Raw genomic sequence first — 12,116 nt, 5'->3', positions numbered from 1 at the left:
TGGTGGCGGCTGTTCTGAGCGCTGGTCAGTAGGCTGCGGAGGTGAACGAAGCCCGGATCCCACGACCCCGTACGATCATCGGCTGCCTGCTGGCACTGACCACGGCGGCGGCTCTCGTGGGATGCGAGACCGACGGCCCCTCGGCCGGGGGCTCCACCTCGGCCGGCACCAGCCCGCTCGCCAACCCCAGGGGCACCGGTCCGGGGCTCGCGCCCCTGACCTCCGGCACGGACCGGGCCGCCGCCCGCCGGCTGATCGAGAAGGTGGCGACCAAGGGACGCGGACCGAGGACGGGGTATGAGCGCTCCCGCTTCGGCCATGCCTGGATGGACACCGCCGACGGGGTGCCGCTGGCCCGCAACGGCTGCGACACCCGCAACGACCTGCTCGCGCGGGACGGCCGGGGGCTGTCTTACCGCTCCGGCTCCGACTGCGTGGTCGTCGCACTGACCCTGGACGACCCCTATACCGGGACCTCCATCAAGTGGCGCAAGCGGAAGGCCGCCGCGGTTCAGATAGATCATGTCGTTCCCCTCTCGTACAGCTGGCAGATGGGTGCGGCTCGCTGGTCCGCGGAGAAGCGGCGGCGGATCGCCAACGACCCGCTGAATCTGCTGCCGGTGGACGGTCCGTCCAACAGCTCCAAGGGCGATTCGGGGCCGGCGTCCTGGCTGCCGCCGAACAAGAAGATCCGCTGTTCCTACGCGGTGCGGATCTCTCAGGTGGCACTCGCCTACGAGCTGCCGGTGACACCGGCGGACAAGAGGGCGATGCTCGCCCAGTGCGAGTAGCGGGCGGCGGTCGCCGCCGGGCGGCCGGCGGTCAGCCGCGCCGCGTCGCTTCCCCGGCGGGCAGCTTCAGATCGGCTTCCATCCGCTCGGGGCTCTTCCCCGGCTCCGCCGCCCTCTTCGGCTCTTCGGCGTCCTTCGCGTTTTCGCGGCGGCGGGACGGAAGGAGGGCTCTGACGGGCATCGGATTCTCCATGGAACGGGGGGACTGAGCGACGGGCGGTCTGCCGGACCGTGGGGCCCGCACGGTGGCGCAAGCGGGAAAACCGGTCTGACCTGGACGTCAAGGATCTTCGCGTCGCCCCGGACGCGGTGCACCGGCCCCTCGGTCGGTCACCGCCCGCCGGACTTCCTCGCGGTGGCGCTGTCCTTCGCCGGGCGCGGTCGTCAGACCGACAGCTCCCACACCGACGCGTCGAGCAGGATGCCCGGGCTGACCTCGACCGAGAGGCTCTTGGTGCCGGCCGGGGCGGAGAAGGCGTACCGGCCGGTGGACTTCTTGCCGGGGAGAATGGTGCCGGTGACGCCGGAGCCGACCTTGTCGTCGAAGATCTGCTCGGCGGTGACGCCGTCCGCGCCGGCCCGGCCGTCGGTCGTCAGCAGGCCGGTCTCGAACTTCTCGCCGCCGGTGTTCTCCAGGGTCACGGAGACCTCGTACGCCTTGTTGCCGGCGGTGTGCCCGGCGGCGTACTCGCTGGGGGAGTAGCTCTTCGCGGCGGAGACGGTGATTTTGAGGCCGTTCTTGTAGACGGCGGTCTCCCCGGCGGTGAGGGCTCCGGACTTGCTCCCCTTCCCCTTCTTCTTGTCCTTGCCGTCGGAGCCGGACGCGGGCTCCTTGCTCGCGCTCATGGAGTTGTCCAGTTCGTTGACCGCGTCGTCCACGGCTTTGAAGGTGATCACCGCGCCGATGGTCGCGCCGATCATCGCGAGGAGTCCGAGTATCGCGCCGATGGTGGTCACTCCCTTGTTGTTCGCCTCGCCGCGCTTCACCCGGCCCCGGCCGACCAGTCCGAGGATCAGGGCGATCAGGCCGAGGGTGCCGCCCAGCCAGAAGATCAGGGGGATCGGGCCGGTGATGACGCCGAGGATGCCCAGGATCAGCGCGGCCGTGCCGAGGCCGTTGCGCATCGGCCGGGGGGCCGGGGCGTGGTGTCCGTACTGCTGCGGGTGCTGCCCGTAGGGCTGGCTTCCGTCGTACTGGGGCTGCGGCGCGGCGTGTGACATGAGTGTCCTCCCGGACATGGCGGGTGATCGGGCCCTGTGGGGAGCCCCCGTGGTGACAGGTCAATAAGAACAGAGGCTGTGAACCGAGTCAACACGGTTCACAAGAATGAGTGAATCGTGTGCTGTGAAGTCGTGGATCGATGTGTGACGGGTATGCTCGATGACACAACAAAGGGATTCTGACCAGCGGCGACGGATGACGGAGGCGGCCATATGCCGGAGAACGCAAGCGAGGTGACCGCCGCCGGGATCGCCCGGTTGGCAGGAGTCGGACGGGCCGCCGTCAGTAACTGGCGGCGCAGGCACCCCGACTTCCCCAAACCCGTCGGCGGCACCGAGACCAGCCCCTCCTTCCCCCTCACCAAGGTCGAGCAGTGGCTGCGCGACCAGGGCAAACTCGCCGAGGTCCCACTCCGCGAACGCGTCTGGCAGCAGCTCGCCGACCACCCCGCGACCACCGCGACCGCGCTCATCCGCACCGGCTGCGTCCTGCTGCTCGTGCGCGAGAGGCCCGCCCTCTGGCAGGAGCTGGCGGCGGCCCCCGACGAGGAGACGGCCCAGCTGCTGCCGACCGCGCTGGAAGCGGTGCTCGCCGCCCGCTTCGGCGACGACCGCGCGCGGCTCTTCCACGCCGCTTTCCCCCGCGCCACCCCCGGATCGGCCGCCAAGGCACCCGGCTCCACCGCCGTACTGCGCTCCGCCGCCGAACTCGCCGCCGAACTCGGCCCCCGCCAGACCTTCGAGTTCCTGCTCGGCCGCTTCCTCGACGCCAACCTCCGGCAGTACACCCTCACTCCGCCGGGACCCGCCGCCCTCATGGCCGCGCTCGCCGCACCCCACGGGGGCGCGACCGTCCTCGATCCGGCCGCCGGGGCCGGGGCCCTGCTCGGCGCGGTCGACCGGCCCGCCGCGCTGTACGCCCAGGACACCGACCCCGACCTCACCGCGCTCACCGCGCTGCGCCTGGCGCTGCGCTCCGACGCGGACGTCCGCGCCCGCTCCGGCGACACCCTGCGCGCCGACGCCTTCCCCGGCACGGCCGCCGACGCCGTCCTGTGCCATCCGCCCTTCAACGAGCGCAACTGGGGCCACGACGAACTCGCCTACGACCCCCGCTGGGAGTACGGCTTCCCCGCCCGCACCGAATCCGAGCTGGCCTGGGTGCAGCACGCCCTCGCCCGGCTGCGCCCCGGCGGCACCGCCGTTCTGCTGATGCCGCCCGCCGCCGCATCCCGCCGCTCCGGCCGCCGTGTCCGCGCCGGACTGCTCCGCCGGGGCGCGCTGCGGGCCGTCATCGCCCTGCCCGCCGGCGCGGCCCCGCCGTACGGCATCCCGCTCCACCTCTGGGTCCTGCGCAAACCCGAGCAGGGACAGGCCCCGGCACCCGAACTGCTGCTGGTGGAGACCGCCGAGCTGGCCGCGGCGGCCGGCGGCCGGGACCGGCTCGACTGGCCCGCGCTCCAACAGACCGTGCTCGACGCCTGGCGCGCCTTCGACACGGGCGGCACCCCGACCGGCGACCCGGACACCGGGCCCGGCGACAGCCCCGGCACAGGGACGAGCCGCGGACCCGCCCTCGCCGTCCCCGTGCTCGAACTCCTCGACGACGACGTGGATCTCGCCCCCGCCCGCCATGTCCCGTCGCCGGACTCCGCCGTCGGCGCGGACGAACTCCTCCGGGTCCGCGAGCGGCTCACCGACACCATCCGGCTCGCCGGCGAGCTGACCCCGCCGCCGCCCGCCCCCGCGCAGCCCGCGCCCTGGCCCGCCACCACCGTCGGTGAACTGGCCAGGACAGGCGCCCTGCTGATCCGCGCGGGCACGGCCCACCCGGCCGCCGGCGGCCACAGCGGCCCCGGGGCCGTCCTCACCGAGCAGGACGTCCTCACCGGCACGGCCCCCTCCGGAGCCCCCGCCGAAGGACCCGAGGACGAACTCGTCCGCGTCGAGTCCGGCGATGCCGTCGTCCCCGTGCTCGGCGGCGGCTCCGTCGTCCGCGTCATCGACGAGGCGACCGCCGGCGCGGTCCTCGGCCGCAACCTCCATCTGCTGCGCCCCGACCCGGCCGCGCTCGACGTCTGGTTCCTCGCCGGATTCCTGCGCGGCACCGCCAACACCCGCCAGGCCAGCAGCTACGCCTCCAGCGCGACCCGGCTCGACGTCCGCAGACTGCAGCTGCCCCGGCTGCCGCCGTCCGAACAGCGCCGCTACGGCGAGCACTTCCGGACACTCGCCGCCTTCGAGGACGCGCTGCGCCTCGCCGGCCGACTCGGCGAGCAGCTGGTGCAGGGCCTCTACGACGGCCTCGCGGACGGCACCGTGCGCCCCGGCTGAGCCCCGCCGGGCCGGGGCCGGGGCCGACCTGCCCCGGCTCGGCGGAAGTCGGGACATGCCACGCCGGACATCGGACCCCTATGACCACGGGCCCTTGGCCCCGCCGGTGTATACGCTCGTCACCTACTCAGCCTCGTCCCCAGGCCATCAGGAGCAGGAATGCACGGCCCCGGCTATGCCCCGCAGCCCCCCGACAGACGACCGGGCACCGCGGTTCTCATCACGTTCCGCGTGGTCTTCGTGGCGCTCTCCCTGGTCGGCTTCGGCATGCTCTCCTGGGCCGCCATGCTCAGGCTCGCGATCGTGCGCGGGCGGCGGCTCGACTGGGTGCTGTTCGGAATCACCTTCGTGATGGCGATCGCGATCATCGTGGTCCTGGGCGAGTCGGAGAACACCTCCGAACCCTCGAAGTCCGGGGAGCCGGCCGAGATGACGCCCCTCGACATCGTCGCCGCGCTGACGATGATCGCCCTGGCGATCGGGGTGTCGGTGCACTACCTGGTGGCGGACATCCGCCACTACCAGCGGCCGTTTCCGGCGGCCGCAGGGCAGCCCTCGCCGTACTCCGTGACCGCCCCGATCCACGGGCTGTCCACCCCGCCGCACCCGCCCGCCGGCTACGGCTACCCGCCCCCGGGACCGGCCGCCCCCGCTCCCGGCTACGGCTATCCGCCCGCCCAGCCCCCCGCCTACGGCTACCCGCCGAACCGGCCCGCCCCCGAGAGCCCGCCGCCCCGGCCCCCGGTCCTGCCCCCGGCCCGTCCCACGCCCCCCGCCCCGTCCCCGTACACCGCCGCCACACCGCCCCCGATCCCGGCGGCCCCCTCCCCGTACACCGCCCCTCCCCAGCGGCAGCCCACCCCGCCGCCGGTGGCGGGCACCCCCCGGATCGACCAGGTCCGCGCCGAACTCGACGAGCTGAGCGACTACCTCCGCAAGGAGCAGGGGCGGTGAACGGACGCGTCATCGCGGACAGATACGAACTCTCCACCGTCATAGGCCAGGGCGGCATGGGCCAGGTGTGGACCGCCTACGACGGACGGCTCGACCGGCGCGTCGCCGTCAAGCTGCTGCGCCCCGACCGGATGGCCGCCGCCACCGGGGCCGACGAGATCCGCCGCCGCTTCGTCCGCGAATGCCGGGTGACCGCCCAGGTCACCCACCCCGGGCTGGTCACCGTCCACGACGCGGGCAAGGACGGCGACGACCTCTATCTCGTGATGCAGTACGTCGAGGGCGCGGACCTCGCCGACCATCTCGCCGAGCACGAGCCCTACCCCTGGCAGTGGGCGGTCTCCGTCGCCGCCCAGCTCTGCGCGGTGCTCGCCGCCGTGCACGCCGTCCCGATCGTCCACCGCGACCTCAAGCCCCGCAATGTGATGGTCACCCCCGAAGGCACGGTCGTCGTCCTCGACCTCGGCGTCGCCTCCGTGATCGACACCGACACCACCCGTCTCACCCACACCGGCTCGCCCATCGGCAGCCCCGCCTACATGGCCCCCGAGCAGGCGATGGGCGGCGCGGTCGGCCCGTACACCGACCTCTACGCGCTCGGCGTGCTGATGCACGAACTCCTCAGCGGCACGGTGCCCTTCGCCGGCTCCACCGCCCTCGGCGTCCTCCACCGCCATCTCTACGAACCCCCGCTCCCGGTCCGCAGACTCCGCCCCGAGATACCCGAGCCGCTGGAAGCGCTGGTGCTCCGGCTGCTCGCCAAGGACCCCCAGCACCGCCCGGCCGACGCGCAGGAGGTGTACGAGGCGCTCACCCCGATGCTGCCCGCGCGCGGCGCGGCAGGCGGACCGCTCGACCCCACCCGGCCCTTTCTGCGGCCCTTCGCCCCCTGGCCCGACCGCGCCGCCGCGCCCCCGCCCGCCCGGCCGCCGGCCACCCCCCGCCTCGATGTCGCCGCCGCCGTCGACGAGGTCAAGCGTCTGCTCGGCGAGGGCGGAGTCACCCAGGCCGTGGACATCCTCGGCGGCATACTCCCCGCAGCCGCGGCCGAGCACGGCGAGCACTCCCCGGTCGTCAGAATCCTGCGCAAGCAGTACGCCACCACCCTGATGGACGACGGCCAGTACCGCCGGGCCCTGCCCGAGCTGCGCAGACTCGCCGACGACCGGACCGCGGAGGCCGGCCCCGGCGATCCGCAGACGCTCCAGTTCCGCTACGACGCGGCCCAGTGCCTGGAACAGCTCGGCGAGCCGGCCGAGGCGCTCGCCGAGTACCGCGCCCTGCTGCCGTACCACGAGAGCGGCCCCGACCCGGCCCGCGCCTTCGATGTACGCCGCCGGATCGCCGGGCTGCTCCTCGCCGTCGGCGACCACGCCGCCGCCGGCCGGCAGTACCAGGCGCTGCTGTACGACGCGGAGCGGGCGTACGGCCCCTACCACCCGCTCGCCGCCGAGGTGCGCCGCCAGCTGGAGCGGCAGCGGCAGTTCCACAGCCCGTGATCACAGCCCGTGATCACCACGGCATCACCGCGGCCCGCACCCCGGCGGCGGCGCGTGTGGCACGCTGCTGGAGACCGTCCCGCACACGCACACACACGGAAACCGCACGGGGGAGTTGGCAAGACGATGACAGTCCGGGGTCAGCTGCTGAGATTCGCCCTGGTCGGAGCCGTGAACACGGGAACGTACTACGGCCTGTACCTGCTTCTGCTGAACTGGCTGCCCTATGTGGCGGCGCATGTCGCCGCCTTCGGGCTGAGCATGGTCGGCTCCTTCTTCATGACCTCGTACTTCACCTATCGGACCCGTCCGACCTGGCGGAAGTTCCTGCTCTTCCCGCTCACCAACGCCGCCAACTTCGCCGTGACCACGGCCGGCGTCTACCTCCTGGTGGACGTGCTCGGCCTCGGCAGCCGCTACGCCCCGCTGATCGCCTCCGCCGCCGCGATCCCGATCACCTTCCTCCTCTCCCGGACGATCATGCTCCGGCCGGAGCCCGGCCGACGGCGGAGCGCCGAGCCGGAGCGGGCGGAGCCGGTATCGGCCGAATCAGTGGCGGCGAAGTAGTGGCCCGCGCCGCCCGGACTGCCTAACATCAACTCCGCAGGCTTGTGAAGCGCAGCACAATCACGCCGGGAGGCTCCTTTGCACCGCCGCCGTCGCACTGTGATCACCGTCTCCGCCGCGCTGCTCGCCGCCGCGCCCCTGCTCACCGCCTGCGGCAACCAGGCGCACCCCGGTGCCGCCGCCGTCGTCGGCGGGGAGCGGATCGAGGTCTCCGCCGTCCAGTCGAAGGTGAAGGACGTCCGCGCCGCGCAGCAGGACTCCCCGCAGGCGGCCCAGCTCATCAAGGACAGCGGACAGCTCAGCCGCGCCAAGCTCTACGACCTCATCGTCGGCCGGGTGATCGAGCGCGCCGCCGCCGACGCCGGGGTGGCCGCCACCCGCAAGGAGGTCGCGGACGGCCGGGTCGTCCTCGCCCAGCAGGCGGGCGGCGAGCAGCAGCTCACCGCGGTCTATCTCCAGCAGCGCGGGGTGGCCCCGGGCCAGGTCGACGAAGCGGTCCGCCGGGACATCCTCGTCGGCAAGCTCGCCGAGTCCATCGGGGCGGCCAGCAGCCCCGACGGCCAGCAGCGGCTGAACGCGGCCTTCACCGCCGCCGCCAAGACGCTCGACATCGACGTCAACCCCCGCTTCGGCAGCTGGAACGACCAGAAGCTCGAACTCGGCGACTACAAGGCCCCCTGGATCACCCAGGTCACCAAGCAGCCCCAGCCCGCCGAGCCGAGCGGCGCCTAGGCCGTCTCTTACGGATCTTGCTGGGCTCGCGGGGCCTGGCACGCACGCTCGCCGCGTTGTCGTCAGTCGCCTACGCTCCGCGTGGGCTCCTTCCTCCGCCTTGCGATCGCACGCACCAGACCCCGCTCACTGATCCAGCCTGATCCGTCAGACAGGCCCCAGCGGCCGTCCCGAACCCACCTCACGACCGCCCGTCGTCCAGGCCGGGGGCCACAGCCGCCCCCACCTCCCCGGCCTTCCGGGGGCCGGGCGCGAGGTAGGTTCGAGGGGTGACCACAGAACACCCCGCCACCGGCCGCATCGTCCTGCTCACCGCCAGCCACCGCGTCGCCCCGGGACTGCTGTCCTGGCCCGCGTGGCAGACCCTGCGCACGGCCGGGCGGGTGCTGTGCGCCGACGCCGCCCACCCCCAGCTGCCCTACCTCCGGGAGGCGGGCGTCGAGGTCGAGATCGCCGCGCCCACCGCCCGGGAGCTGGTCGACGCCTGCGCCCGGGGCGCGACCGTCGTCGTCCTCGCCGCCGGAGAGGGCGACCGGGCGCTCACCGACGGCCTCGCCCGCCTCGCGGGCTCGGGCCGGGAGTCCATGCCCGATCTGGAGCTGCTCCCCGGCTCGTACGACCTCCCCGGAGCCCGGCTTCTCGACCTCGTACAGATCATGGACCGGATCCGCGCCGAGTGCCCCTGGGCCTCCGAGCAGACCCACCAGGGCCTCGCCAAGTACGGCATCGAGGAGGCGTACGAACTGGTCGAGGCGATCGAGGAGGGCGACCGCGACGAACTGCGCGAGGAGCTGGGGGACGTACTCCTCCAGGTCGTCTTCCACGCGCGGATCGCGGAGGAGGACGGCGAGGAGCCCTTCTCCGTGGACGACGTGGCCGGGACGCTCGTGGAGAAGCTGATCCACCGGCACCCCCATGTCTTCGGCGACGCCCGTGCCGAGACCCCCGAGGAGGTCCAGGCGCACTGGCTGCGGACGAAGGCCGCCGAGAAGGACCGCGACTCGGTCACCGACGGCGTCCCGCTGGGCCAGCCCGGTCTGGCGCTGGCGGCCAAGCTCGCCTTCCGGGCGCGCAAGGCGGGCCTCACGGTCCCGCCGCCCGCCGGTGAGGGCATCGGGTACGAGCTGCTCGCCCTCGCCGTACGCGCGGAGGAGTCCGGCACCGACCCGGAGACGGCGCTGCGCGCGGCCGGCCGCGCCTACCGCGACGCGATCCGGGCGGCCGAGGGACAGCCGACCCGGTAGAACACACACACCCCGCCCGGCCCGGCGGAGGCCGGGCGGGCCCGGGCCCCGCCCTGCGGATACCGTCGGGGAGTGAGCAGCACCCCCGCCCCCGGCACCACCCCCACCTCCTCCCCCGGATCCGCCCCCGCCCCCGGACCCGTCCCCGAACTCTTCAGCTGGGAGTTCGCCACCGACCCCTACCCGGCCTACGCCTGGCTCCGCGAGCACGCCCCGGTCCATCGCACCGAACTCCCCAGCGGCGTCGAGGCCTGGCTCGTCACCCGCTACGCCGACGCCCGGCAGGCCCTCGCCGACCAGCGGCTGTCGAAGAATCCGGCGCACCACGACGAGCCCGCGCACGCCAAGGGGAAAACCGGTATTCCGGGGGAGCGCAAGGCCGAGCTGATGACTCATCTGCTCAATATCGACCCGCCGGACCACACCCGGCTGCGGCGGCTGGTGTCCAAGGCCTTCACCCCGCGCACGGTGGCCGAATTCGCCCCCCGGGTGCAAGAACTGACCGATCAGCTCATCGACGGTTTCCTGGAGCGGGGCGAGGCCGATCTGATCCATGAGTTCGCTTTTCCGCTGCCCATTTACGCCATCTGTGACCTGCTGGGCGTTCCCCGCGAAGACCAGGACGACTTCCGCGACTGGGCGGGAATGATGATTCGTCACGGCGGCGGCCCCCGGGGCGGTGTGGCCCGCTCGGTGAAGAAAATGCGCGGCTATCTCGTCGAGCTGATTCACCGCAAACGCGAGAACCTCGGAGACGATCTGATCTCCGGGCTGATCCGGGCCAGTGACCACGGCGAGCATCTCACCGAGAACGAGGCCGCCGCGATGGCCTTCATTCTTCTCTTCGCCGGTTTCGAGACCACCGTCAATCTCATCGGCAACGGCGTCTACTCACTGCTCCGCAATCCGGGGGAGCGGGAGCGCCTCCAGGCGTCCCTGGCGGCGGGCGAGACAGGACTGCTGGAGACCGGTGTCGAGGAACTGCTGCGCCACGACGGTCCGGTGGAGGTGGCCACCTGGCGGTTCGCCACGGAGGATCTCGTCATCGGCGGCGAGCGGATCGCGGCGGGCGACCCCGTGCTCGTGGTGCTGGCCGCCGCCGACCGGGATCCCGACCGGTTTGACGAACCGGACGTTCTCGACCTTTCCCGGCGTGACAATCAGCACTTGGGATACGGCCACGGCATCCACTACTGCCTCGGTGCGCCGCTCGCCAGGCTGGAGGGACAAACCGCCATCGCGACCCTGCTCAGAAGGTTGCCGGACCTCCGTCTGGCCGCCGATCCGGCCGATTTGAGGTGGCGCGGCGGGCTGATTATGCGTGGATTGCGCACCCTGCCGGTGGAGTTCGGGAGCCGTTGAAACGGCACTGAACTGACACTCCGTCATCATTGTGACTTTCGCGTGATCTCCGCTGCATCGACTTGTGACTCATGTTCGAGTGCGGCTACGTTCACCCCGTCTCAAGCAGTCAGGCGAAAGGCAACCGCATGCTCTCCGGTAATGGGCGACATCGCCGACCCCGTCAGGTCCCGGCCCTCGTTGTCGCGGCAGGGGTGACGGGCTCCGCCATCGCGATCCCGCTGCTCGGCGCGGGATCGGCCACCGCGGCCGAGTCCACGACATGGGACCGGGTCGCGGAGTGCGAGAGCGGCGGCGCGTGGAGCGCCGACACCGGCAACGGCTACTACGGCGGACTCCAGTTCTCGCAGGCCACCTGGGAGGCGTTCGGCGGTACGGACTACGCCTCCCGCGCCGACCTCGCCAGCCGCTCGCAGCAGATAGCCGTGGCGGAGAAGGTCCTCGCCGCGCAGGGCGCGAAGGCGTGGGCCTCCTGCGCCGAGATGGCCGGGCTCACCACCAAGGCCGGCGGCGGCTCGGAGCCGTCCGCAGCCCCGGCCGAGCCGAAGAAGGCCGAGCGCTCCGCCACGGAGTCCGCCGCTCCGGCCCCCGCCGAGACCCAGGGCGTGGGCAGCGGCGCGGACCGCGCAGGCGGCACCGGCCCCGGCGCGGACCGGGAGAAGGCCAAGGACGCCGCCGAGGCCGTCAAGGACGCGGCCAAGGGCCAGGACAAGGAGAAGGGCCCCGGCAAGCACCGCGGCGAGCCCGCGAAGGAGCCGGCCGCCCCGCAGCGGACCGCCGACTCCGGCGAGCGGGCCGGCGGGGACGCCGGTTCGGCCGCGGGCGGCCCGCCCCGCGCCGACGAACAAGGCGAGCAGGGCGATCAGGGCGAGCAGGGCGCACGGGCCGGTCAGGGCGAGCCGGCCTCGGAGGGGACGGACGCCTCCGGCGACCCGGTCGCCGAGCGCGAGGCCGACCCCGGCCATGTCTCCCGCGGCGACTCCCCGGCCCGCGACGGCGTCACCCGGACGCCCGGCACGGGAGAGAAGGCGGAGGAGAAGGCGGGCGGGAAGGCCGGAGAGGGGAAGGACGGCGCGTACACCGTCCGGCCCGGCGACAGCCTCTGGGCCATCGCGCAGGCACAGAAGCTCGACGGCGGCTGGAACGCCCTCTACGAGGAGAACAAGGAGACGGTGGGCGGCGACCCCGACCTCATCCACCCCGGCCAGAGCCTCGACCTCGCCGCACAGCAGGGGTAGTTAGGGCGCTTCTGTCCTAGTTTGCTCGAATGAGACAAGCATCTCTTTGTCGCATTGGATGCGAAACGCTAAGTGGAATCGCTCATTCCATCCCCGACCTGCGGAAACGCCAGGTACCGGAGTGATGGGATGGGCGATTTCTCCCCGTTGTGCTCCTTTGAACAACAGGGAGAG

At 72.7% G+C, this 12,116-nt stretch carries 11 protein-coding genes; 9 read left to right on the top strand and 2 right to left on the bottom strand.

The annotated features are described in order from the left end of the window. The first annotated feature begins 74 nt into the window (after positions 1 to 74). Entirely contained in the window at positions 75 to 791 is a 717-nt protein-coding gene (locus tag ABD371_RS00510) for an HNH endonuclease family protein (RefSeq protein WP_381735595.1), read from the top strand. Between the two features lie 31 nt (positions 792 to 822). On the opposite strand, the gene ABD371_RS00505 is transcribed toward ABD371_RS00510, so the two are convergent. After that, on the bottom strand, positions 823 to 972 hold the full coding sequence (locus ABD371_RS00505) for a hypothetical protein (RefSeq protein ID WP_344471381.1): 150 nt from the start codon (positions 970 to 972) through the stop codon (positions 823 to 825). Between the two features lie 203 nt (positions 973 to 1,175). Then, positions 1,176 to 2,012 carry a DUF4352 domain-containing protein gene (locus ABD371_RS00500; protein ID WP_344471379.1) on the bottom strand — a complete coding sequence of 279 codons (837 nt, stop codon included), beginning with the start codon at positions 2,010 to 2,012 and terminating at the stop codon, positions 1,176 to 1,178. A gap of 213 nt (positions 2,013 to 2,225) precedes the next feature. Between ABD371_RS00500 and ABD371_RS00495 the strand changes: the two genes are divergently transcribed. The 8 genes from ABD371_RS00495 (at position 2,226) to ABD371_RS00460 (ending at position 11,942) form a co-directional block, all read left to right on the top strand. Then, positions 2,226 to 4,346 (top strand): N-6 DNA methylase, encoded by a 2,121-nt coding sequence (locus tag ABD371_RS00495; protein ID WP_344471377.1) that lies wholly within the window; start codon positions 2,226 to 2,228, stop codon positions 4,344 to 4,346. 159 nt (positions 4,347 to 4,505) lie between these two features. Further along, positions 4,506 to 5,300 (top strand): hypothetical protein, encoded by a 795-nt coding sequence (locus ABD371_RS00490; RefSeq protein WP_344471375.1) that lies wholly within the window; start codon positions 4,506 to 4,508, stop codon positions 5,298 to 5,300. Further along, complete coding sequence (locus ABD371_RS00485) at positions 5,297 to 6,799, top strand: protein kinase domain-containing protein (RefSeq protein WP_344471373.1); 1,503 nt, start codon at positions 5,297 to 5,299, stop codon at positions 6,797 to 6,799. The genes ABD371_RS00490 and ABD371_RS00485 overlap by 4 nt, the downstream gene beginning before the upstream one ends. A 126-nt stretch (positions 6,800 to 6,925) precedes the next feature. Next, positions 6,926 to 7,366 (top strand): GtrA family protein, encoded by a 441-nt coding sequence (locus ABD371_RS00480; RefSeq protein ID WP_190122278.1) that lies wholly within the window; start codon positions 6,926 to 6,928, stop codon positions 7,364 to 7,366. A 78-nt stretch (positions 7,367 to 7,444) separates the two neighbouring features. After that, positions 7,445 to 8,098, top strand: coding sequence for a SurA N-terminal domain-containing protein (locus tag ABD371_RS00475; protein WP_344471370.1), 654 nt, complete (start codon positions 7,445 to 7,447; stop codon positions 8,096 to 8,098). A gap of 269 nt (positions 8,099 to 8,367) precedes the next feature. After that, entirely contained in the window at positions 8,368 to 9,342 is a 975-nt protein-coding gene (locus ABD371_RS00470) for a nucleoside triphosphate pyrophosphohydrolase (RefSeq protein WP_344471368.1), read from the top strand. A 72-nt stretch (positions 9,343 to 9,414) separates the two neighbouring features. After that, positions 9,415 to 10,704 carry a cytochrome P450 family protein gene (locus tag ABD371_RS00465; RefSeq protein WP_344471366.1) on the top strand — a complete coding sequence of 430 codons (1,290 nt, stop codon included), beginning with the start codon at positions 9,415 to 9,417 and terminating at the stop codon, positions 10,702 to 10,704. Positions 10,705 to 10,832: 128 nt separating this feature from the next. Continuing rightward, a complete protein-coding gene (locus ABD371_RS00460; protein ID WP_425575798.1) occupies positions 10,833 to 11,942 on the top strand; it encodes a transglycosylase family protein in 1,110 nt (369 codons plus the stop codon). The last annotated feature ends 174 nt before the right edge of the window (positions 11,943 to 12,116 follow it).

The organism is Streptomyces amakusaensis, from assembly GCF_039532665.1.
In the GTDB taxonomy this organism is placed as follows: domain Bacteria; phylum Actinomycetota; class Actinomycetes; order Streptomycetales; family Streptomycetaceae; genus Streptomyces; species Streptomyces amakusaensis.
Note: the sequence above shows the minus strand (reverse complement) of the source record. Positions and strands in the feature narration are given on the sequence as shown.